This window comes from Streptomyces sp. NPDC107522 (assembly GCF_055657525.1).
Window position 1 is genome coordinate 651,983 of the sequence record NZ_JBVKAU010000002.1, and the last position, 20,473, is coordinate 672,455.

The 20,473-nt window shown below is 71.0% G+C and carries 20 protein-coding genes; 13 read left to right on the top strand and 7 right to left on the bottom strand.

What is annotated here, in order from left to right; all coding sequences use genetic code 11:
* Window positions 1-50: 50 nt before the first annotated feature.
* Genes ACZ7L6_RS08240 through ACZ7L6_RS08250 form a run of 3 tightly spaced genes read right to left on the bottom strand, consistent with a single transcriptional unit; the run spans window position 51 to window position 1,905 of the window.
* Window positions 51-188, bottom strand: a complete 138-nt coding sequence (locus ACZ7L6_RS08240) for a hypothetical protein (protein ID WP_471921839.1) — start codon at window positions 186-188, stop codon at window positions 51-53.
* A gap of 7 nt (window positions 189-195) precedes the next feature.
* Window positions 196-1,017 (bottom strand): SCO6745 family protein, encoded by an 822-nt coding sequence (locus tag ACZ7L6_RS08245; protein WP_471921177.1) that lies wholly within the window; start codon window positions 1,015-1,017, stop codon window positions 196-198.
* 48 nt (window positions 1,018-1,065) lie between these two features.
* The gene (locus tag ACZ7L6_RS08250) at window positions 1,066-1,905 is read right to left on the bottom strand and encodes an alpha/beta fold hydrolase (protein WP_471921178.1); all 840 of its coding nucleotides are present in this window, start codon (window positions 1,903-1,905) and stop codon (window positions 1,066-1,068) included.
* Between the two features lie 171 nt (window positions 1,906-2,076).
* Between ACZ7L6_RS08250 and ACZ7L6_RS08255 the strand changes: the two genes are divergently transcribed.
* From ACZ7L6_RS08255 to ACZ7L6_RS08280, 6 genes are all read left to right on the top strand, one after another.
* Window positions 2,077-3,276, top strand: a complete 1,200-nt coding sequence (locus ACZ7L6_RS08255) for an acetyl-CoA C-acyltransferase (RefSeq protein ID WP_471921179.1) — start codon at window positions 2,077-2,079, stop codon at window positions 3,274-3,276.
* Window positions 3,276-3,902, top strand: coding sequence for an HAD family hydrolase (locus ACZ7L6_RS08260; RefSeq protein WP_471921180.1), 627 nt, complete (start codon window positions 3,276-3,278; stop codon window positions 3,900-3,902). The genes ACZ7L6_RS08255 and ACZ7L6_RS08260 overlap by 1 nt, the downstream gene beginning before the upstream one ends.
* A 66-nt stretch (window positions 3,903-3,968) precedes the next feature.
* Complete coding sequence (locus ACZ7L6_RS08265; RefSeq protein WP_471921181.1) at window positions 3,969-4,661, top strand: TetR/AcrR family transcriptional regulator; 693 nt, start codon at window positions 3,969-3,971, stop codon at window positions 4,659-4,661.
* A gap of 143 nt (window positions 4,662-4,804) precedes the next feature.
* Window positions 4,805-5,623, top strand: coding sequence for an SDR family oxidoreductase (locus tag ACZ7L6_RS08270; protein WP_471921182.1), 819 nt, complete (start codon window positions 4,805-4,807; stop codon window positions 5,621-5,623).
* Window positions 5,624-5,700: 77 nt separating this feature from the next.
* Window positions 5,701-6,930 carry an acyl-CoA dehydrogenase family protein gene (locus tag ACZ7L6_RS08275; protein WP_471921183.1) on the top strand — a complete coding sequence of 410 codons (1,230 nt, stop codon included), beginning with the start codon at window positions 5,701-5,703 and terminating at the stop codon, window positions 6,928-6,930.
* A gap of 1 nt (window position 6,931) precedes the next feature.
* A complete protein-coding gene (locus ACZ7L6_RS08280) occupies window positions 6,932-7,714 on the top strand; it encodes an SDR family oxidoreductase (RefSeq protein ID WP_471921184.1) in 783 nt (260 codons plus the stop codon).
* A gap of 81 nt (window positions 7,715-7,795) precedes the next feature.
* Here ACZ7L6_RS08280 and ACZ7L6_RS08285 read toward each other — a convergent pair whose 3' ends face one another.
* A complete protein-coding gene (locus ACZ7L6_RS08285; RefSeq protein ID WP_471921185.1) occupies window positions 7,796-8,461 on the bottom strand; it encodes a TetR/AcrR family transcriptional regulator in 666 nt (221 codons plus the stop codon).
* Window positions 8,458-9,753 (bottom strand): PucR family transcriptional regulator, encoded by a 1,296-nt coding sequence (locus ACZ7L6_RS08290; RefSeq protein WP_471921186.1) that lies wholly within the window; start codon window positions 9,751-9,753, stop codon window positions 8,458-8,460. The genes ACZ7L6_RS08285 and ACZ7L6_RS08290 overlap by 4 nt, the downstream gene beginning before the upstream one ends.
* Window positions 9,754-9,941: 188 nt before the next feature.
* On the opposite strand from ACZ7L6_RS08290, the gene ACZ7L6_RS08295 reads away from it, so the two are divergent.
* Genes ACZ7L6_RS08295 through ACZ7L6_RS08315 form a run of 5 tightly spaced genes read left to right on the top strand, consistent with a single transcriptional unit; the run spans window position 9,942 to window position 14,899 of the window.
* A complete protein-coding gene (locus ACZ7L6_RS08295) occupies window positions 9,942-10,700 on the top strand; it encodes an ABC transporter ATP-binding protein (RefSeq protein ID WP_471921187.1) in 759 nt (252 codons plus the stop codon).
* A complete protein-coding gene (locus ACZ7L6_RS08300; protein WP_471921188.1) occupies window positions 10,697-11,548 on the top strand; it encodes an ABC transporter ATP-binding protein in 852 nt (283 codons plus the stop codon). The genes ACZ7L6_RS08295 and ACZ7L6_RS08300 overlap by 4 nt, the downstream gene beginning before the upstream one ends.
* Before the next feature lie 5 nt (window positions 11,549-11,553).
* Complete coding sequence (locus tag ACZ7L6_RS08305; protein ID WP_471921189.1) at window positions 11,554-12,435, top strand: branched-chain amino acid ABC transporter permease; 882 nt, start codon at window positions 11,554-11,556, stop codon at window positions 12,433-12,435.
* Window positions 12,432-13,616: a branched-chain amino acid ABC transporter permease gene (locus ACZ7L6_RS08310; protein WP_471921190.1), complete on the top strand. Its 1,185-nt coding sequence runs from the start codon at window positions 12,432-12,434 to the stop codon at window positions 13,614-13,616. Before ACZ7L6_RS08305 ends, ACZ7L6_RS08310 begins: the two co-directional genes overlap by 4 nt.
* Before the next feature lie 5 nt (window positions 13,617-13,621).
* On the top strand, window positions 13,622-14,899 hold the full coding sequence (locus ACZ7L6_RS08315) for an ABC transporter substrate-binding protein (RefSeq protein WP_471921191.1): 1,278 nt from the start codon (window positions 13,622-13,624) through the stop codon (window positions 14,897-14,899).
* A gap of 76 nt (window positions 14,900-14,975) precedes the next feature.
* Here ACZ7L6_RS08315 and ACZ7L6_RS08320 read toward each other — a convergent pair whose 3' ends face one another.
* Window positions 14,976-15,785, bottom strand: coding sequence for an SDR family NAD(P)-dependent oxidoreductase (locus tag ACZ7L6_RS08320; protein WP_471921192.1), 810 nt, complete (start codon window positions 15,783-15,785; stop codon window positions 14,976-14,978).
* Window positions 15,778-16,428 (bottom strand): carboxymuconolactone decarboxylase family protein, encoded by a 651-nt coding sequence (locus ACZ7L6_RS08325; protein WP_471921193.1) that lies wholly within the window; start codon window positions 16,426-16,428, stop codon window positions 15,778-15,780. The genes ACZ7L6_RS08320 and ACZ7L6_RS08325 overlap by 8 nt, the downstream gene beginning before the upstream one ends.
* A gap of 250 nt (window positions 16,429-16,678) precedes the next feature.
* Here ACZ7L6_RS08325 and ACZ7L6_RS08330 point away from each other — a divergent pair, with 250 nt between their 5' ends.
* Together ACZ7L6_RS08330 and ACZ7L6_RS08335 are read left to right on the top strand one after the other, a co-directional pair.
* Window positions 16,679-17,863 (top strand): PucR family transcriptional regulator, encoded by a 1,185-nt coding sequence (locus ACZ7L6_RS08330; protein WP_471921194.1) that lies wholly within the window; start codon window positions 16,679-16,681, stop codon window positions 17,861-17,863.
* Between the two features lie 187 nt (window positions 17,864-18,050).
* Window positions 18,051-20,468 (top strand): SpoIIE family protein phosphatase, encoded by a 2,418-nt coding sequence (locus ACZ7L6_RS08335; protein ID WP_471921195.1) that lies wholly within the window; start codon window positions 18,051-18,053, stop codon window positions 20,466-20,468.
* Window positions 20,469-20,473: the final 5 nt, after the last annotated feature.

Consider the following 20,473-nt stretch of genomic DNA (forward strand, 5'->3'; position numbering starts at 1 on the left):
GGTGGAGGGACGGCCGACGGCGGGCTCAGCGCGTTGTGCTCAGTGGTGCTCTACGGGTAGTTCGTCACGATGCCGCTGCCGTGGTCGGCGCGCCAGATCCACATGTGGTCGCCGATGACGTTGTCGCTGTTGACGACCAGGCTGGTGGTCGCCTTGCCGACGGCCGCGCCGCCGACGCGGAAGTGCACGTCCCGGTCAGTCCAGCTTGAGGAGCCCGGCGTCGACGACGGCGCGGCCGAACGGGCGGGCGAGTTCGGCCAGGCGTTCGCAGTCGCTGTCACCCAGGGCGGCGTAGGCGGGAAGGGCCAGCAGGTCGGTGCGGTCCTCGATGTGCCGGCGCAGGCGTACGCCTTCGGCGCTGAGGGAGTCACCGTCGAGAAGGCCGCGCGTGCGCAGGCGTTCCTCGGTCTCGGCCCACTCTTCCTCGGGCCACGCGCGGCTCGCCTTGAGGAAGTCGACGGGAACCTCACCGGTGGCAGCGTGCAGGATCAGGGATTCCAAGCCTCCGACGCCCTCGCTCAGCAGGCACGCGACGTGGCCGTCCCCTCGGAACTCCCGGAGCAGCGTCTGGGCGTGCCACAGCTGCAGCACCGGTTCCTCCGGCCAAGGCAGGGCGGCATGCGCGGCGAACAGCGGGCGGCCCGGCGCGTGTTCGCAGGCGGCCTCGGCGGCCCTGCGGGTCAGCGCCAGGACCTCGTCCAGGGCGGGGAACTCGTGGATGCCCGCCCGGCGCAGGGCCTCGCCCGCGGCGGCGTACCGCGCTTCCAGCACCTGCTGTGGCGTCGTCGCGTCCCAGGCCCCGGCCACCGCCTGCCGTACGAGACCGGGGTTGAAGTTGTAGAAGGTCGAGATGACCAGCTCGGCGGACGCCCGGCCGAACGCGGCGCTCCGGGAGGTGAAGTACCCGGCGCGTCCGCTCAGTCCGAGGTCCGCGTACCGTCGCTTGGCCTCGGGGACGAAGTAGATCATCCCGTGCAGGGGCTCCAGGCGGCGCCAGGCCGCGCGCGCTGACTTCATGGGGTCACCTCTCCGGGGACTCGACGAATGAGGGGGCTTCGCTGCGATTCAGTGCGCGCCGTGCGTGCGCAGATGGTCGAGCAGAAGGCGGCTCAGCGTTTCGGGCGCCTCCTCCGGGACCCAGTGGCTGACTCCCTGGAGGGTCTCGAACCGGTACGGCCCCTTCACCCATCGCCCGGTCTCCTGTGCCGCCGCCGCGCCGAACGCGCTGTCCTGCGTGCTCCAGACGTACAGCGTGGGTACGTCGACGACGCCGATCGGGCGGTCGGGGCGGCCGGCCCGGTACCAGTTCAGTGCGGCGGTGAGAGCGCCCGGCTGGGACAGGTGCCGCACGTAGGCCTCGGCGCTGTCGTGCGGGATCTTCCCGGCGTAGAAGGTGCGCAGCTGCTGGGCATCGTGGGCGAGCATGCGATCTTCGGTCGCGGGTGCTTCGCGCCAGTCGATCATGTAGCGCGAGCGCTCACGCTGATCCTCATCGGTGCGCAGAGCGGTGGCCAGCGCACCGGGGTGCGGGGTGGAGACAACCGTCAGGGTGCGTACGCGGCCGGGGTGGGCGTCAGCGGTCCACCAGGCCACCGCGCCGCCCCAGTCGTGGCCGACCAGGTCGAACGTCGCCCAGCCCAGTTCCTCGGTGATCGCGACCACGTCGTCGACGAGAAGGTTCATGCGATAGTCCTCGGGCCGCTGGGGGCGGGCGCCGGGGGAGTAACCACGCTGGTCCGGTGCCACCACCCGGTAGCCGTGGGTGGCCAGTGCCGCGATCTGCCGCTTCCACACCAGCCCCGTCTGCGGGAAGCCGTGCAGCAGCAGCACCGGGCGGCCCCCGGGAGGACCCGCCACGATCGCGTCGAACACGCCCGCATCAGTGGAGATGCTCAGCTCGGTCACGACCCACCCCTTCATACCGACTGGTCGGTAGCCTTCAGGTGGAGGGGGCGGCTGTCAAGCCCTGAGGTGTGAGATGAGCTTGATTGAACATGACGTCGAATTCAACTATAACGAAGCCCGGCACTCGAAGCTCCCGGAAGAACCAGACCGAACAGAAAGCAGTGAGGTGACATGAGGGAAGCAGTCATCGTCTCGACGGCACGGACCCCGATCGGAAAGGCCTACCGCGGCGCGTTCAACGACACCCAGGCACAGGAACTAGCCGCCCACGCCCTCTCGCACGCGGTGCAGCGCGCCGGACTCGAGGGAGGGGAGGTCGAGGACGTCGTCTTCGGCTGCGCCGTCCAGCAGGGGTCGTCCGGTTTCAACGTCGCGCGTCAGGCCGCTCTGCGCGCCGGACTTCCGGACGCCGTGTCGGGGATGACGATCGACCGGCAGTGCTCGTCGGGCCTGATGGCCATCGCGACGGCCGCCAAGCAGATCGTCACGGACGGCATGCAGGTCACCGTCGGCGGCGGCGTCGAGTCGATCTCCCTGGTGCAGAACGACCACATGAACACCCACCGCATGACGGACCCCTGGCTGGTCGAGCACAAGCCGAGCATCTACCTGCCGATGCTGCAGACGGCGGAGATCGTCGCCGAACGCTACCGCGTGAGCCGGGAACGCCAGGACGAGTTCGCGCTGCTGTCGCAGCAGCGCACCGCGGCGGCGCAGGAGGCCGGCCGGTTCGACCGGGAGATCGTCGCGCTGAGCAGCGTCAAGAAGGTGCTCGACAAGCAGTCCGGGGAGGTGCGGGACGAGGAGGTCACCCTGACCCGGGACGAGGGCAACCGCGCCTCGACCACGCTCGAAGGCCTGACCGGGCTGGCGCCGGTGCTGCCGGACGGCCAGGTGAGCGCGCACTCCAGCGTGACGGCCGGGAACTCCTCGCAGTTGTCGGACGGGGCCTCGGCCTCGGTCTTGATGGAGGCGAAGGAGGCCGAGCGCCGCGGACTGGAACCGCTGGGCGTCTACCGGGGGATGACCGTCGCCGGCTGCGCGCCGGACGAGATGGGCATCGGCCCGGTGTTCGCCATTCCGAAGCTGCTGAAGCAGCACAACCTCACGATCGACGACATCGGCCTGTGGGAACTCAACGAGGCGTTCGCCTCCCAGGCGCTGTACTGCCGCGATGAACTGCACATCGACCCGGAGCGGTTCAACGTCAACGGCGGCGCGATCTCGGTCGGTCATCCCTACGGCATGACGGGCGCCCGCCTGGTGGGGCATGCCCTCATCGAGGGCAAGCGCCGAGGGGTCCGGTACGTGGTGATCTCGATGTGCGTCGGCGGCGGGATGGGCGCGGCCGGACTGTTCGAGGTCGTCTGATGGGGAAGGGCCGAACCGCGGTCCTGGTGGACTTCGGCGGGGTCCTCACCTCCAGCGTGTTGCAGGCCTTCAGGGACTTCGGCGCCTCGCTCGGTGGCGACCCGGGCCTGCCGCTGGAACTCCTCGCCCGGGACCAGCCCTCACGCACCCTCCTGGCCGACCACGAATGCGGCCGCATCGACGCCGAAGCCTTCGAGCGGGGGTTCGCCGAGCGCCTGCGCGCCCACGGCGCCGACGTACCGGCCGAGGGGCTCACGGCCAGGATGCAAGCGGGAATGTCCATCGACCAGGACATGCTCGCGCTGCTCGGTGAGCTCCGAGCTGCCGGCTTTCCCGTGGCGCTGGTGTCGAATTCGTTCGGTACCGGCACCTACGACGGCGTCGACCTCGCCGCCGTGGCCGACGTCGTCGTCATCTCCTCCTACGTCGGGATCCGCAAGCCCTCCCGGCGGATCTACGCGATCGCATGTGAACGCCTCGGCGTCGACCCTGAGGAGGCGGTCATGATCGACGATCTGCAGCAGAACCTCGACGGAGCGGCACGGATCGGAATCGCCGGCGTACTCCACACCAGCGCCGCCGACACCCGCCGCCAACTCGCCGAACGCTTCCGTATCACCACATGACCGAGCGACCGGGACCCCCCTTCGGGGTTTGTGACTATGGCGTCGGATTCAAGTAAAGTCCCCGGGATGGACACCAGCGCGCCCGAGGAGACCGACAGCGAGCAGGCACCACCCGTGGCGCCCTTCTCGCAGCTCCGTGAGCCGCCCACGACGCAGCGCGGAGCGCGGACGCGGGCCGCTTTGGTGAAGGCCGCGCGGAAGGTGTTCGAACGGGACGGCTATCTCGACGCCCGCCTGACCGACATCACCAAAGAGGCCCGCTGCGCGGCCGGATCGTTCTACACCTACTTCTCCAACAAGGAAGAGGTGCTTGCGGCCGTCCTCCTGGAAGCGCAGGAGGACATGCTGCACCCCGGCATGACCCGGGTGCAGGACACCGACGACCCCCATGCGGTACTCGAGGCGAGCAACCGCGCATACCTCGCGGCATACCGGCGGAACGCGAAGCTGATGGCGCTGCTCGAGCAGGTGGCCCAAGTGGAGCCGGAGTTCCGTGAGTTCCGAAGGCTGCGCGGGGAGGCGTTCATCCGCCGCAATGCCCGTGGCATCGCCGAACTGCAGGCGCGCGGTGTCGCGGACCGTGAGGTCGATCCGATGATGGCGTCCCGTGCGCTGTCGGGCATGGTCAGCGTCATGGCGTACAACGCCTTCGTGCTCAGTGAAGGGCAAGAAGAAGGTACGGCGGTGGACTTCGAGGAGCTTGTGTCCACGGTCACCCGGCTCTGGGCGAACGCCCTGAGGTTTCCCGGCCACCGCTGATCCGTCCGCCTGACAGCCGCTCATCCCTCGGGGGATCGGGCGGCTTTCTTCGTGTGGCCCCGCGCGAGCAGGTATTGAACCTGACGTCGGATTCAACTATACAGGTGGGGCGCATCGCACACCTTCGACGGAGAGGGCCCGCCGTGAACGTCGCAGAAAGAGTCGCCATCGTCACCGGGGGAGGTGGCGGCATCGGCAGCGCGCTGGTCGCACGACTCGCCCGCGAGGGTGCCCGGGTCGTCGTCGCCGACCTCGACGCGGAGGCCGCGCGGGCGGTGTCGGAGGGAGTCAATGCCGACCATCCGGGCAGCACGGTCAGCGCCGGCGCAGACTTGTCGGACACCACCCGGATCCAGGAGCTGATCGCCCTGGCCGAGAGCACGTACGGCCCGGTCGATCTCTACTTCGCCAACGCGGGCATCGCCGGGGCACCCGGCCTCGACGCCACCGAACAGGACTGGGACCTCTCGATCGACGTGAACCTGCGCGCCCACATCCGTGCGGCCAGGCTGCTGGTGCCGCGCTGGCTCGAGCGCGGTGAGGGCTACTTCGTCAGCACCGCCTCGGCGGCCGGGCTGCTCACCCAGATCGGTTCCGCCACCTACGCCGTCACCAAGCACGCGGCCGTCGCCTTCGCCGAGTGGCTGAGTGTCACCTACGGCGATCGCGGGGTCCGGGTCAGCTGTCTGTGCCCGATGGGCGTGAACACCAGGATGCTGTCCTCCGGGGAGGACTCCGGCGACGCGCTCGGCCGAGCGGCGACGCGGGCCGTAACGTCAGCTGGTGACGTCCTGGAGCCGGCTGACGTCGCCGACGCCGTCCTCGCCGCGCTCGAGGACGAGCGCTTCCTGATCCTGCCGCACGAGGACGTTCTCGAGATGTACCGGCAGAAGGGCTCGGACTACGACCGGTGGCTGCGCGGTATGCGCCGCTACCAGAGCTCCCTGCTGGCGCAGCCATGACCGGTGCGCCGTGAAGGCTCTTCCGCGCCCGCCCTGCTTCCCCTTCCTGACTTTCCCTTCTTCCATCAGGAGTTCGCATGTCCTTGTTTGAGATATCGGACCGCGCCAAGAAGTACCAGGCCGACCTGCTCGAGTTCATGGATACGCACATCTACCCCGCCGAGGCGGTGTACCACGAGCAGATGCGCGCCTCGGGTGACCCGCACTTCCACCCTCCGATCATCGAGGAACTCAAGGCGGAGGCGCGCAAGCGCGGACTGTGGAACCTCTTCCATCCGCACCCGGAGTGGGGTCCGGGGCTGACGAACCTCGAATACGCGCCGCTGGCCGAGATCATGGGGCGCAGCCACATCGCCTCCGAGGCGTGCAACTGCAACGCTCCCGACACCGGCAACATGGAGGTGCTCACGCTGTTCGGCAGCGACGAGCACAAGGAGAAGTACCTCAAGCCCCTCCTCGACGGAACGATGGCCTCGGCCTTCGCCATGACCGAGCCGCGTGTCGCCAGCTCCGACGCCACCAACATCGAGCTGCGGATGGAGCGCGACGGCGACGAGTACGTGCTGAACGGCCGCAAGTGGTTCGCGTCCAACGCCCTGCACCGCAACTGCAAGGTGCTCATCGTCATGGGCAAGACGGACCCCACCGCCGCCCCGCACCGGCAGCAGTCGATGATGGTCGTCCCGATCGACGCCCCCGGGATCACGGTGCTGCGTGGTCTGCCGGTGTTCGGCTACCAGGACCGGGAGGGCCACGCCGAGATCGACTTCCATGACGTACGGGTGCCGGCCAAGGACGTCCTCAAGGGCGAGGGCGAGGGCTTCGCGATCAGCCAGGCCCGGCTCGGGCCCGGTCGTATCCACCACTGCATGCGGGCGATCGGCGCGGCCGAGCGGGCGCTGGAGCTGATGTGCCGGCGCGCGCAGTCACGGGTGACCTTCGGCAGCCCCATCGCCGAACGCTCCAACATCCAGGACTGGATCGCGGAAGCGCGGATCGACATCGAGATGATCCGCCTGCTCACGCTGAAGGCCGCGTATCTGATGGACACGGTCGGGAACAAGGAAGCGCGCACCGAGATCGCCGCCATCAAGGTGGCAGCCCCGAACATCGCGCTCAAGATCGTCGACCGCGCGATCCAGGTGCACGGGGGAGCGGGAGTGACCGACGACTTCCCGTTGGCGTTTATGTACGCCGGTCTGCGGACGCTGCGGCTGGCGGACGGTCCCGACGAGGTCCACAAGCGGGCCATCGCCAGACAGGAACTGCGGCAGTACCGCGACACGGCCACGACGGCGGTGAACTGAGATGGCAGGACTCGATCTCACCGGTCGCACCGCCGTCGTCACCGGCGCCTCGCGCGGTATCGGGCTGGCGATCGCGCAGGCCATCGCCGCCGCGGGCGGAAACGTCGTGCTCACCTCCCGCTCCCAGGAGGCGGCAGACGCCGCCGCGGCCCAGGTCGGGGGCACCGCGATCGGCGTCGGCGCGCACGCGGTCGACGAAGATGCGGCCCGGCGCTGTGTGGAGCTGACGCTGGAGCGCTTCGGAAGCCTGGACATCCTCGTCAACAACGCGGGGACCAACCCGGCCTTCGGGTCGGTCATCGACCAGGACCACGGCCGGTTCGCCAAGACCTTCGACGTCAACCTGTGGGCTCCCGTCCTGTGGACGGGTCTGGCCACCCGCGCCTGGATGGGCGAGCACGGCGGTGCCGTCGTCAACACCGCGTCGGTCGGCGGCATGGCCTTCGAGGCGAACATCGGTTTGTACAACGCGTCCAAGGCCGCACTGATCCACCTCACGAAGCAACTGGCCCTGGAGCTCTCGCCGAAGGTCCGCGTCAACGCGGTGGCACCGGGAGTGGTGCGCACCAAGCTGGCCGAGGCGCTGTGGAAGGAGCACGAGGAGGCCGTGTCCGCCTCGACGGCGCTCGGGCGCATCGGGGAGCCGGCCGACATCGCCTCGGCGGTCGCCTTCCTCGTCTCCGACGCCGCGAGCTGGATCACCGGCGAGACCATGGTGATCGACGGCGGGCAACTGCTCGGTGACGCACTCCCGTTCAGGCAAGGAGCCACCATCGGGATCTGAGGCGGGGGAGCGGGCGTCCGGTGTGCAGAAGCGCCGGACGCTCCCTCGTCGGGCGTCCCGCCGAGCCACGCGTCCGGGGTTTCAACCCGGCGGTGTCGAAAGGTGGATCAGGATGCCGCACACCTCGTCCACGATCTCCCGCGCCTCCGTCTCGTCCCCGCAGTCGCCCAGTTCGCGTGCCGCCCCTCCGATCACGGTGGTCAGCACGCTCACCCGCACGCGGCCGGCGCGCCGCCGCTCGTCCACCTTCAACAGCCGGGCGTTGCGCCGTACCCACGCGCGGTCCCACTGGCGGCGCAGCCTGTCGAAGCCCGCGGGGCCGTCGTCCTCCGCGAGGAGCTTGGCGAGCCGCCGGTTGTCCCAGGCGCCGCCCAGGTATGCCCTGGCTCCCGCCACGAAGAGGGCGATGGGGTCGTCCACGCCACGACCGCGCTCGGCGGCCAGCGTGGCCGCGGTCCTGCGCTCCTGCTCCTCCCGGAACTCCTCCCAGAGGGCCAGATAGAGCCCCCGCTTTCCGCCGTAGTGCTGGAACAGGCTGCCCACCGGGATGCCGGAGCGTGCCGCGATCTCACTGAGACCGGCGTCGGTGTAACCGCGCTCGGTGAACACCGACAGCGCGGCGTCCAGCAGCGCGCGCCGCACTGTCCGGTCCTGGCCGCCGTCGCCCTCCGACAGGCCCATGTGCCCCTGTTCCTCCGGCAGTTGACGTCCCGCCTCGGTCCCAGTGGATTCAACGATGCCGCTCACCGGCCGTCCTCACTTTCCCCGGCCCCGTCGCGGATGGCGAGGGCGACCAGCAGTTCCAGGAGGTCGGCGATCCGGCGCGGATTGCGGCCGGTGCGTTCCTCGATCCGGCGCAACCGGTAGTGCGCCGTGTTGTGGTGGATGCGCAGCCGGTCGGCGGCCAGCCGCAGATTGAGATCCGCCTCCGCGAAGGCCCGAATGGTGGCGGCCAGCGTGTCGCCGCGTCTTCGGTCCTCCTCCAGCAGCGCCCGCACCCGGCAGTCCACCAGCTGGCGGGCGAGGTCGTCGGCGCGCAGCGCCAGGTAGTCGAACGGGGACAGCCGCGGCAGCGCCGCCACCCCGCCCCCGCTCGGCACCAGGTCGAGGGCGGCCCGCGCCTCCGCATAGGCGCGCGGCAGCTCGGAAGCGCCCTGTGCGACGGTGCTGATGCCCATGGAGAGCATCGTCCCCGCCCGCGCGAGCCGCCGCTGCACGGCCTCGAAGTGGGCGCAGATGTCCTCCGCGTTCATGCCGGCCCGGACCACGGGCACGGTCACCACCTCTCCGTGGCGTACGACGACCAGGGTGCGGCCGGCCCAGGGCCCGGCGACGCTGATCGACGCGCTGGTGGCGTACCCGTGCTCGGCCGAGGTGAGGTCCCCGCTGCCGGTGTTGTCGACGCACACCGCCACGACCGCCATCATCGGCGAGCGCGGTCCGATGCCGTACGCCTGCGCCGCCGCGAACAGCGGACCGCGCGTCGGAGCCACGCCCGCCAGGAGCTGGTCCAGCAGATCCCGGCGCTCGCGGTCCGCGTCCGCCACCACGTGCTGCTGGTACTCGACGTAGGCCTGCGCGGCATGGGTGCTGGCGAAGTCGACGTACCGCATCAGCGGGGTGACCAGGGACAGCGCGGCCTGCTGGGCCTCGGCCGCCGTGCCCGCGCAGTCCAGCAGCGCGTCCCACAGCACCTGCCGGCCGACCCGGAAGGCGCTGATCCAGTCCTCCAGGGCGAACCCCGCCCGGGCTCTGCGCATCGCCGCCGCTCGGCTGAACACCAGGTCCTCGGGGGCGATGGCCCGGTCGCCGGCGAGTGCCGCCAACTGCATCCGGTAGTGCTCGAGCACCTGCTCCCGTACGTCGTCGAAGAACCGCTCGTCCTGCAGGGCGTACGACGGGATCTCCGTGCGCATCACCTCGACGGCGGTCTCCGCCACCTCCTCGATCCGCTCGTGGACGGTGTGCAGGATCCGCCGCCGCTCCCGGCGGAGCGGTTCGGAGAGTTCGGGGGCGCCCGGAGCGGGACCACGAGGCATGGCGCCGATCGTCGCCGCCCGACTCGTGCTCCGTCAACAGCCCCGGGGTGAGACATCCGCGGCGACCTGTGCGCGGCGCACAGTCCGGCGACCGGGAAGTTGGGTGCTCACACCCAATGTGCGCCCCGAACACCCCCACCTACTGTGACGCTCGCCCACCCCCCAGCACGTCGGAAAGGGCGTCACTCATGCTCGCGGTCGACGGTATCAGCGTGCGTTTCGGCGGGATCACGGCCTTGGACGGTGTCGCGTTCACCGTCGAGCAGGGCACCGCCGTAGGGCTCATCGGACCGAACGGAGCCGGCAAGACCACCTTGTTCAACTGCCTCACCAGGCGCTGCACCCCCGATGCGGGAACCGTGCGGTTCGAGGGTGAGGACCTGCTCGCCCTTCCGCCGCACACCGTGGCCGGGCGCGGCATCGCCCGCACCTTCCAGAACCTCGGCCTGTTCCCGCGGCTCACGGTCCGGGAGAACGTCATGGTCGGCGCCCACAGCCGGGGGCGCACCGGACACCTCGCCGCGGCGCTCCGGCTGCCCCGCGTCCGGCGGGAGGAGAGGGAACTACGTGACCGGGCAGATGACCTGCTACGGCGACTCGGCCTGGCGGACGTCGCCGACCACTCCGCCTCCGGGCTGCCGTTCGGCACGCTCAAACGCGTCGAACTGGCCCGGGCGCTCGCGGTACGGCCGCGGCTGCTGCTGCTCGACGAACCCGTCAACGGGCTCAGCCACGGCGAGGTCGGCCACTTCGCGGAGCTGGTCCGGTCGGTGCGCCAGGACTTCGACCTCACCCTCGTGGTCGTCGAACACCACATGGGGTTCGTGATGGGCCTGTGCGACAAGGTGGTCTGCCTCGACTTCGGCCGCAAGATCGCCGAGGGCTCGCCCGAGGACATCCAGCGCGACGCGGCGGTCATCGAGGCGTACCTGGGGGTGGCCGCATGAGCGAGCCCACCACCGAAGCCACCGAAGCCACCGAAGCCACCGAAGCCACCGAAGCCACCGAAGCCCCGGAGGCTGCGGAGGCCGTGGAGCCCGCGGAGCAGCCGGACTTCCTGAAGGTCACCGATCTGCACGCCGGATACGGCCAGGCCCGCGTGCTCCAGGGCCTCGACTTCTCCGTCGCCCGCGGCGAGGTGTGCGCGATCCTCGGGCCCAACGGCGCGGGCAAGACCACGACGCTGCGGGCACTGTGCGGCATGGTCCGCGGCCGGGGCTCGATCACCCTGAACGGCACGCAGCTGCTGGGCCGCTCGCCCGAGCAGGCCGCCCGGCTCGGGGTGGCGCACGTGCCCGAGGGCCGGGGCACCTTCAACGAGCTGAACGTCGAGGAGAACCTGCGCATCGGCGCCCACCTGCGCACGCGGCGCCGGGCCGAGCGCGCGGCCGTGGCGGCCGACCTGGAGCGGATCTACGGCTACTTCCCCAAGCTGCGCCAGCGCTCCCGCCAGGCCGCGGGCAGCCTCAGCGGCGGGGAACAGCAGATGCTCGCCATCGGCAGGGCGCTGATGCTGCGGCCCTCGCTGCTGCTCCTGGACGAGCCGTCCCTGGGCCTCGCCCCGCTCGTCACCCGCGAACTGTTCGAGATCGTCCGTGCCGTCAACGAGGAGGAACGCACCACCGTGGTCGTCGTCGAGCAGAACGCCCAGCTCGCGCTGGACATCGCGCACCGGGCGCACGTACTGGAGGCCGGCCGCCTGGTGCTGTCCGGACCGGCCGCACAGATCCGCGAGGACGGGCAGGTCGCCGAGGTGTACCTCGGTGTCTCCGTCAGCGCCCGGAAGGGCGGGTGAGCGCCGTGACCGAACTTCTCCAGCAAGTGGTGGAAGGACTGGGCTCCGGCGCGGTGTACGCCAGCCTGGCGCTGGCCCTCGTGCTGATCTACCGGTTCACGGGGATCGTCAACTTCGCGCAGGGCGAGCTGGCCATGCTCTCCACCTACGTGGCCTGGCAGCTGGTGGCGTCCGGGATGCCGTTCTGGCTGGCGCTGCCGGTCACCCTCGCGGTGTCCTTCGCCGGCGGCATGCTCGTCGAGCGGATCGTCATCCGCCCCGTGCAGGGCGCACCCGAGCTGACCATCGTCATCGTCACGGTCGGCCTGTTCATCTTCGTCAACGCGCTGGCCGGCCTGATCTGGTCGTTCACCGTGAAGGACTTCCCGCAGCCGTTCCCCGACGGCGGGCTCGACCTGGCCGGGGTGCGCGTGGACTGGTCGACGCTCGGGATCATCGGCGTGGTGGCCGCCGTGATGGGCCTGCTGTATGTGCTGTTCCAGCACACCTCCATCGGCCTGGTGATGCGGGCGGTCGCCTGCAACCCGGCCTCCGCCCGGCTGTCGGGCATCCGGGTGAGCCGGGTGCTGATGCTCGGCTGGGGGCTGGCCGCGACGGTCGGCGCGCTGTCCGGTGTGCTCGTCGCCCCGCTGCTGTTCCTGGAGCCCAACATGATGGGCGGCGTCCTGATCTACGCCTTCGCCGCGGCCACGCTCGGAGGCTTCGACAGCCCGGTCGGCGCGGTCGTCGGCGGCCTGTTCGTGGGCCTCGCCGAGACGCTGACCGGGGCGTACGTCGACTTCGTCGGCGCCGATCTGAAGGTGGGCGTCCCCCTGGTGATCATCCTGGCGGTGCTGCTGGTACGGCCCCAGGGCCTGTTCGGGCGAGCGGCGGTGGAACGCGCATGAGCACGATCATCGCCACCCTCGGCACGGACCGGGCCCGGCGCCTGCGGGCCGCCCTCACCGTCCTGCTCGCGGCGGCACTCGCCGTCGGAGCACCGTTCTACTTCGCCCCCTTCCAGGTCTTCCAGCTGACCATGGTGCTCCTGTACGCCGTGGCCCTGGCCGGACTGAACCTCCTGGTCGGCTTCGGCGGGCAGATCTCGCTCGGGCACGGCGCGTTCTTCGCGGCCGGTGCCTACACCGCGGCCGTCATGCTCGACCGGTACGACACCGGCCACCTGGCCACCCTGCCGGTCGCGGCCGCCGGATGCTTCCTGCTGGGCCTCGGGTTCGGAGTGCCAGCGCTGCGGCTGCGCGGTCTGTATCTGGCCCTGGTCACCCTCGCCTTCGCGGTGTTCCTGCCCCCTCTGCTCAAGCGGCTCGAACCGGTGACCGGCGGCTCCATGGGCCTGACCGTGGACAAGCTCCAGCCACCCGCCTGGAGCGGGCTGGCCGAGGACCAGTGGCTGTACCTCGTCGTCCTCGCCGTCACCGCGGTCGCCCTGCTGCTCGCCCGCAACCTGCTGCGCTCCCGGGTCGGCCGGGCCCTGCTCGCCGTGCGGGACAACGAGAGCGCCGCCGAGGTCATGGGCGTACAGCTGTCGCTGCACAAGACCCTCGCCTTCGCCTGGAGCGCGATGTTCGCGGGCGTCGCCGGGTGTCTGTACACCTGGGTGATCGGCTTCGTCTCGCCGGACTCCTTCAGCTTCGTTCTGTCCATCACGCTGCTGGCCGGCCTGGTGGTCGGCGGGCTCGGCTCGCTGTACGGGCCCCTGCTGGGGGCGGCGTTCGTGATGTACGTGCCGAGCGTCTCCCAGGACGTCAGCGAGGCGGCACCCGGAGTGGTCTTCGGCCTGCTGATCATCACGGTGATGTTCGTGGCCCCGACGGGACTGGCCGGTCTGCCGGGCCGGGTCCGGGCCGTTGCCGCCCGTCGTCTGCCCCGCCCCGCGGCCACCCCGGACCGCACGCCCGAGGCCGGCTCCGCGCCTGACGTGGAGCCGGAGTCCCCGGCCGAATCCGGGCCCGATGCACGGCCCGAGTCCCCGGCCGCATCCGAATCCTCCGCGACGGACAACCCCGCGGACCCCGCAGTTGCCGATGCCGAACCCGTGGGCGCACCGCCCCGCACGGAAAAGGAATGACTCACATGCGCAAGACCACCGCTGTGCGGGCGGCCGCGGCCGCTGCCGCCGCCCTGCTCACCGCGACCGCCTGCAGCAGCCAGCGCGGGCAGGACTCCCAGGACACCGCCGCCGATGGCGCCTGCAAGGGCCAGCAGACCACCGGCATCACCGACAAGACCATCAAGCTGGGCGGCATCTACCCGCTGTCGGGACCCGCCTCCGCCTACGGCACCATCAGCAAGGGCGTGACCGCCTACTTCGACCACGTCAACGACAACGGCGGCATAGACGGCCGCAAGGTCGAGTTCGTCGTCCGTGACGACGGCTACCAGCCGCCCAAGGCGGTCGAGGAGGCCCGCAGACTGGTCGAGCGGGAGAAGGTCTTCGCCGTCTTCCAGAGCCTGGGCACCCCGTCCACGGCAGCCGTCTGGGACTACCTCAACCAGCGCAAGGTGCCGCAGCCCTTCGTCGCCACGGGCGCCTCCGTCTGGGGCACGGACGACAAGCACCCGTGGACCATCGGCTGGCAGCCCAACTACGTCTCCGAGGCGCGGGTGTACGCCAAGTACCTCAAGGACGAGAAGCCGAAGGCCAAGGTCGCGGTCCTGTTCCAGAACGACGACTTCGGCAAGGACCTGCTCGGCGGGTTCAAGGAGGCCGTCGCCGACAGCGGTATCAAGGTCGTCGCCGAGGAGAGCTACGAGGTCACCGACCCCTCCGTCTCGGCGCAGATGACGAGCCTCGCCCGCTCGAAGGCGGACGTGCTGCTCAACATCACCACGCCCAAGTTCGGCAGCCAGGCCCTCGCCGCCGACGCGAAGAACACCAAGTGGAACCCGCTGCACATCGTCAACAACGTGTCCTCGTCCGCCGCCGTACTCAAGCCCGTCGGGTTCAAGAACGTCCAGGGCGTGGTCTCGGCGACGTACTTCAAGGACCCCGCCGACCCGCAGTGGGCCGACGACCCGGAGATGAAGACGTACACGGACGCGCTCCACAAGTACGCGCCCGACTCCGACCCGGCCAACCAGTTCAACGCCTACGGCTGGGCCGCCGCCTCCAGCCTGCACAAGGCGCTCGACGCGATGAAGTGCCCGACCAGGGAGGGCCTGCGGGACGCGGTGCGCGACCTGAACGACGTCAAGGTGGACATGCTGCTGCCCGGGGTCACCCTCTCCACCGGGGCCGACGACGCCTTCCCGATCGAGACGATGCAGCTGATGCGGTTCAAGGGCGAGCGGTGGCAGGTGTTCGGCAAGCCGGTGGACACCCGAAAGGAGTTCGGCCCGGTGGCCAAGTGAGCCGGCGGGGGCGGTCCCGGTCGATGCCCGACCCGTGGGGACCGCCCCCGCCCTGTCAGCACACGTGCCTTCGTACTCAGACGGCGTTCAACCCTCCGTCCACCACCAGGCTCTGCCCGGTGATGTAGGAGGCGCGGTCGGAGAGCAGGAAGGTGACGGCGTCGGCCACCTCCCAGGCGGTGCCCTGGCGGCCGAGCGGTATGCGGGTGAACGAGGTGGAACGCGACGCCCGCCGGGCCGAGGCCTCGCGGCCCATCGGGGTGTCGATCAGGCCCGGGACGACCAGGTTGGCGCGGATCCCGCGCGGCCCGCCCTCCTTGGCGACATGCCGGGTGAGACCGAACAGGCCCGCCTTGGAACTGTCGTAGGCGGGCGAGTCGGTCGCCGCGCGCAGCCCGGCCACCGAACCGACGAAGACGATCGATCCTCCGTCGGCGATCACGGGCAACGCGTACTTGGCGGCGAGGAAGGGGGCGCCCAGATTGAGCGAGAGCACGCGTTCCCACTGCTGCGGTGAGGTCTCCGCCAGGCCCGCGCCGAGGCCGATGCCGACGTTGACCACGAGCGCGTCGAGCGAGCCCAGTTCACGGAGGGCTTCGGCGACCATGGCCGAGGACTGGCCGGGAGCCGTGGCGTCACCGACCACGGGCAGGCCACGGGCGCCCTCCTCACCGACCAGGGCGGCGGTGGCCGCGGCGGCGGAGGGGGAGACGTCGGCGCAGGCCACGGAGGCTCCCTCGCGGGCGGCGAGCACGGCCACCGCCCGCCCGTTGCCCACCGGGGCCTTCGGATCGTCGCTGGGGCGGGTGCCCGCTCCGATGACCAGGACGTTGCGGCCGGTCAGCAGGCCGGCCGGGTGGGTCGCGGGGTGCCGGAGCTCAGGCATCGCCGTCCGCCCCCTCCGCCGCGTCCGCGCCGGACCCGGTGGGCGCGGGAAGGGTTTCCGACGCGAAGTCGGGCTCGAGCCGGGTACCGGCGGAGTTCAGGAAGAACGCGACCATGTGGTACTGACCGACGAGCATGGTGATCTCGATCAGCTGTGCCTCGTCGTGGTCGGCGGCGAGTGCGGACCAGGTGGCCGCGGAAAGCCGTGCGTCTCGGTGGAGTTCGTCGGCGGCGCGCAGCAGACGGGCGTCGGCCGGCGTCCAGCCCTGTGCGTCCGGGCCCGCGCCGACCCGCCGGATCTCCTCGTCGGTGACCCCGGCAGCCCGGGCCAGCGGTACATGCCGTCCCCATTCGTAAGCGGCCCGGGTGTTGTACGCGGTGCGCAGGATGAGCAGTTCCCGGGTCCGGTGCGGGAGACGGCCGTCGCGCAGCAGATGGCTGCCGAACGGCAGGAAGTGCCGGAAGAGGGCGGGGTGGCGTACCAAGGTGGTGAAGATGTTGGCGAGGTGGCCGTCGGCGTCCCGGGGAATCAGGGCGAGCAGTTCCCGGGTGGACGGATCCCCGCCGTCCTCGGGCAGCGGCGCGAGGCGCGGGCCGGTGGCCGGGGCTGCGTGGTGGGGGCGGTGATGGAGCTCGTCGGTCATGGCGGTCTCCGCACGGTTCGTCGGGATGGGGCGGTGGCGCGAGTCGTCGGGGTGGGGCGGCGGCGCGAGGGCGGCTCTGCAAACGGCCGATCGGCGCCTGGTCGCGTGCGCGTCGATGCGGGCGCCTTTTGCCGCCGTGCCACTGTGCTTTCGGCGGCCGCGGCTTGTCGACGGCTCCCCGGCCAAGGCGGCAGGGCCGCATATTGTTCACTCGCACAACGGCCGGTGCCGGAAGGGTGGGGTCAGGCCCATGCGCGGAGAGCCGGGCGCGGCGGCGCCCCTCGAACGGGTCATCGCCGCGATGGCCGCGCAGCAGAGCCATGTGGGCGGGCGGTTGCACGCGGATCTGGCCGAGCACATCCCGTCCTACCGCGCCGTCCCGCGCGAACTCCTGGACCAGATCTGGCATCGGCACTTCCAGCGGGCTCTCACGGTGCTGCGCGAGGGAACGGTGCCCGCTCCGGAGGACTTCGACGAAGCCGACGTGGCCCGGGACCGGGCCGCGCGAGGCGTGCCGCTCAGCGACGGGCTCCGGGCCTTTCGCCGGGCGTTGAGCGCGATACGGGATCTGTTCCTCGCCGAGGCGAGCGAACGCGGTCTGGACCGCGGCCTCGTCATCGACCGCACCACGTGCCTGTGGGAGCTCGCGGACGTCGCGAGCGTGCGGATCGCCGCCGTACACCGGCAGGCGGAGGTCGCCTCGGCCCTGTCCGACGCCCGCCGCCGCGCCGACTTCCTGCGGGGACTGCTCTACGGGACGCTGAGCGCCGCGCAGATCCACAGCGGTGCGGCGATCTACGGACTCGACCTTTCGCGGCCGTACCGGGCCATCAGAGCCGTGCCCCACGGCAACGTCGGTCCGGACGTCCTGGAACGCTCGCTGGCATCCCACGGCCGGGGGAGCGGTCGAGGCGCGCTGCTCACCGTGCTGGACGAGGCCGTCGCCGGGGTCGTCGAGGCGAAGCCGGAGACCGGCGACCTGGAGGTGACGGCGGGGCTCGGCCCGCCGACGGACCTCGCCGCGGCGCACCACTCCTTCCGTGCCGCCGGCAGGCTGCTGGACGCCGCCCGCGCCTACGGTCTGCGCGGCGTGTACGACCTGGGCGACCTGTCCTGGCGGGTGGCCGTCGTCGCCGAACCCGAACTCGCCGAGTTGCTGCTCGACCGCTGTCTGCGCCCCCTGGAGGCGGAGGGCGAGTTCGGAGCACTCATCGAGGACTCGGTGCGGGGATACCTGGAGAAGGGACGGCACATCCGCGAGGTCGCCCGCAGCGCGCACGTCCACGTCAACACCGTCCGCTACCGGCTGCGCCGTTTCGAGGAGCTGACCGGCATGAGCCTGGACGCTCCGGACACCCTGGTGGAGCTCAGCTGGGCCTTGGCGGCACGCGAGCTGAGGACACCTCACCGAGGCCCGGCAGCACCTGCTCCATGAGCGGGCACGGTGCCTGCCGTGACGAGCGTGTCCGCCACCCGCGTCACGTCGCGGGCGAGGCCGCGGTCTCACGGGTTCAATAGGCTTACAAGGCATCAGCAGGTGAGCGCGTGGTGCGGAACGTCCAGCCACCGGCCTGGAACGTCGGCGACCGGGGACAAGGTGGTGTCCAGCGGTGGAGAAGCGGATGACGGAGCTCAGCGACCACGACGATCCGTTCGCCCTGCATCTCGCCGCCTTGGCGGTGCTCGACGACCGGGGAACCGTGGTCGGATGGAACCGGCGGGCCCAGGAACTGCTCGGCCATCCGGACACAGCCGTGATCGGTCGCCCGGCGTTCGAGGTCCTCGTCGATCCCAGCGATCTGCCGGCGGTCAGGGATGCCGCGGCGAGTTGCAGGAGCGCCGGCGGCTGGTTCGGGGTGCTCAACGTGCGGCACCGCGACGGGCGGCTGGTGGAGCTGGGGCTCAGGGCCCATGCGCTCTCGCGTGACGGCCACATCCGTGAGTGGTTTCTCGCGGGTGCACCCGTGGTCGACGTCCTGGAGTGGCAAAGGGACCGCGCCGTGCTCGAGGGGTTGTACCGCCGGTGCCCGATCGGTCTGGTCGTCCACGGCCCCGATCTGAGGCTTCTGCGGGTCAACCGGGCCATCGAACGCTTCAGCGGCGTCCCGGCGGCACAGTTCCGGGGGCTGCCCACCGGCTGTTTCCTCGTCCCCGACGACGCCCGCAGGGCCGTGGACCGGGTGCGCCAGGTGATGGAGACCGGAAGGCCGGCGGTCTACTCCGAACAGTTCGTCCGCCTGGAGTGGGATCCGGCACGGGAGCGGGTCGCGATGGTCTCGTCCTTCCCCATGGAGGATGCCTCGGGCCGCATCCTTGGTGTGGCCGAGATGATCGAGGACATCACCGAGCGCCATCGGGCCCAGCGCCGGCTCGCGCTCCTCGACCAGGCCGGCAGCCGTATCGGCACCACCCTCGACGTGGCGGAGACCGCCCGGGAGCTGGCCGAGGTGATGGTGCCCCACCTCGCCGACCATGCGTCGGTGGACCTGCTGCAGTCGGTGACGCGCGGTGAGGAGCTGGCGCAGGCGCTGGCAGAGCCGGTGGTACGCGTGGGCGTCTACGGCGTCGGCGCCCAGCAGACCGGCCCGCCCCATCCGCACGGCGTACCGGTGGAGTTCGGGCCTGACACACCCCAGGCCAGATGCCTGGCCGAGGGCGAGCCCGTCCTGGAACCGGTTCTGCCACCCGAGTGGTTCTCGACGCACGGCCGCCAGGGAGCCCACGCTCCGGAGCTCAGCGCCCACTCATTGATCGTCGTCCCTGTTTCCGCGCGGGGCCTGGTGCTGGGCGTGATGACCCTGTGGCGTTCGCGCCGCCCCGATCCCTTCGAGGCGGACGATCTCACCCTGGCCCAGGAACTCGCCTCGCGCGCCGCCGTCGCCATCGACAACGCCCGGCGCTTCACCCAGCAGCAGCAGACCGCGTTCGCCCTGCAGAGCAGCCTGCTGCCCCGGACGGTTCCGGACCAGTCGGCCGTCGAGGTGGCCCTGCGCTATCTGCCGGCCAGCGCGGCCCCGGGCCTGGGCGGGGACTGGTTCGATGTCATTCCCCTGTCCGGGGCCCGGGTCGCCCTCGTCGTCGGCGACGTGGTGGGACGCGGCATCCACGCGGCCGCCACGATGGGCCGGCTGCGGACCGCCGTACACACACTCGCCAGTCTCGATCTGGAACCGGACGAGGTCCTCTCCCGCCTGGACGATCTGGTCCTGCTGCTGGCGGCCGAACAGGAAGCGGCCGGCGAACGGCCGGTGGGGGAGCAGGTCGTCGGCGCCACCTGTCTGTACGCCGTGTACGACCCGGTCTCCGGGCGGTGCTCCGTGGCCCGCGCCGGCCACCCGCCGCCGGTGGTCACCGCCCCGGACGGACAGGTGGCCGCGCTGGACCTGCCCGCCGGCCCACCGCTCGGCCTGGGCGGCCTGCCGTTCGAGGCCCGCGACGTCGAACTGGCCGAGGGAAGCCTGCTGTGCCTGTACACCAACGGACTCATCGGCGAACGCCACATCGACGCCGATGTCGGCCTGACCAAGCTGTGCGCGGCGCTCACCCGCCCCGCGGACGCGCTGGAACGCACCTGCCAGGCGGTGGTCGACTCGCTCGTGCCCGCGCGCCCCGGCGACGACGTCGCGTTGCTGATCGCCCGCACCCGCATGCTGCCACCGGACGATGTCGCTTCCTGGAGTCTGCCGCTGGAGCCCGCCAGCGCCGCCCGCGCCCGCGCACTGACCTCGGCCAAGCTGAGCGAATGGGGCCTGGAACACCTGGCGTTCACGACCGAGTTGATCGCCAGCGAACTGGTCACCAACGTCTACCGCTACGCCGGCGGCCCCGCCACGCTGCGGCTGATCCGGGAACGGCATCTGGTCTGCGAGGTCAGCGACACCAGCCACACCTCACCCCATCTGCGCCACGCCCGCACCACCGACGAGGGCGGGCGCGGCCTGTTCCTGGTGGCCCAGATGGCCGAACGCTGGGGCGCCCGCTACACCCGCGAGGGCAAGACCGTCTGGACCGAGCAGTCACTGGCCGGCACGTTCACCTGACCGCC

What these genes read in the sequence shown, in the direction of transcription:
- ACZ7L6_RS08320 (WP_471921192.1), bottom strand. Translation starts at nt 15,785, where the DNA reads ATGCCTGAGCTCCGGCACCCCGCGACCCACCCGGCCGGCCTGCTGACC.
- ACZ7L6_RS08315 (WP_471921191.1), top strand. Translation starts at nt 13,622, where the DNA reads ATGCGCAAGACCACCGCTGTGCGGGCGGCCGCGGCCGCTGCCGCCGCC.
- ACZ7L6_RS08290 (WP_471921186.1), bottom strand. Translation starts at nt 9,753, where the DNA reads ATGCCTCGTGGTCCCGCTCCGGGCGCCCCCGAACTCTCCGAACCGCTC.
- ACZ7L6_RS08280 (WP_471921184.1), top strand. Translation starts at nt 6,932, where the DNA reads ATGGCAGGACTCGATCTCACCGGTCGCACCGCCGTCGTCACCGGCGCC.
- ACZ7L6_RS08255 (WP_471921179.1), top strand. Translation starts at nt 2,077, where the DNA reads ATGAGGGAAGCAGTCATCGTCTCGACGGCACGGACCCCGATCGGAAAG.
- ACZ7L6_RS08310 (WP_471921190.1), top strand. Translation starts at nt 12,432, where the DNA reads ATGAGCACGATCATCGCCACCCTCGGCACGGACCGGGCCCGGCGCCTG.
- ACZ7L6_RS08300 (WP_471921188.1), top strand. Translation starts at nt 10,697, where the DNA reads ATGAGCGAGCCCACCACCGAAGCCACCGAAGCCACCGAAGCCACCGAA.
- ACZ7L6_RS08275 (WP_471921183.1), top strand. Translation starts at nt 5,701, where the DNA reads ATGTCCTTGTTTGAGATATCGGACCGCGCCAAGAAGTACCAGGCCGAC.
- ACZ7L6_RS08325 (WP_471921193.1), bottom strand. Translation starts at nt 16,428, where the DNA reads ATGACCGACGAGCTCCATCACCGCCCCCACCACGCAGCCCCGGCCACC.
- ACZ7L6_RS08260 (WP_471921180.1), top strand. Translation starts at nt 3,276, where the DNA reads ATGGGGAAGGGCCGAACCGCGGTCCTGGTGGACTTCGGCGGGGTCCTC.
- ACZ7L6_RS08330 (WP_471921194.1), top strand. Translation starts at nt 16,679, where the DNA reads ATGCGCGGAGAGCCGGGCGCGGCGGCGCCCCTCGAACGGGTCATCGCC.
- ACZ7L6_RS08245 (WP_471921177.1), bottom strand. Translation starts at nt 1,017, where the DNA reads ATGAAGTCAGCGCGCGCGGCCTGGCGCCGCCTGGAGCCCCTGCACGGG.
- ACZ7L6_RS08335 (WP_471921195.1), top strand. Translation starts at nt 18,051, where the DNA reads ATGACGGAGCTCAGCGACCACGACGATCCGTTCGCCCTGCATCTCGCC.
- ACZ7L6_RS08295 (WP_471921187.1), top strand. Translation starts at nt 9,942, where the DNA reads ATGCTCGCGGTCGACGGTATCAGCGTGCGTTTCGGCGGGATCACGGCC.
- ACZ7L6_RS08265 (WP_471921181.1), top strand. Translation starts at nt 3,969, where the DNA reads ATGGACACCAGCGCGCCCGAGGAGACCGACAGCGAGCAGGCACCACCC.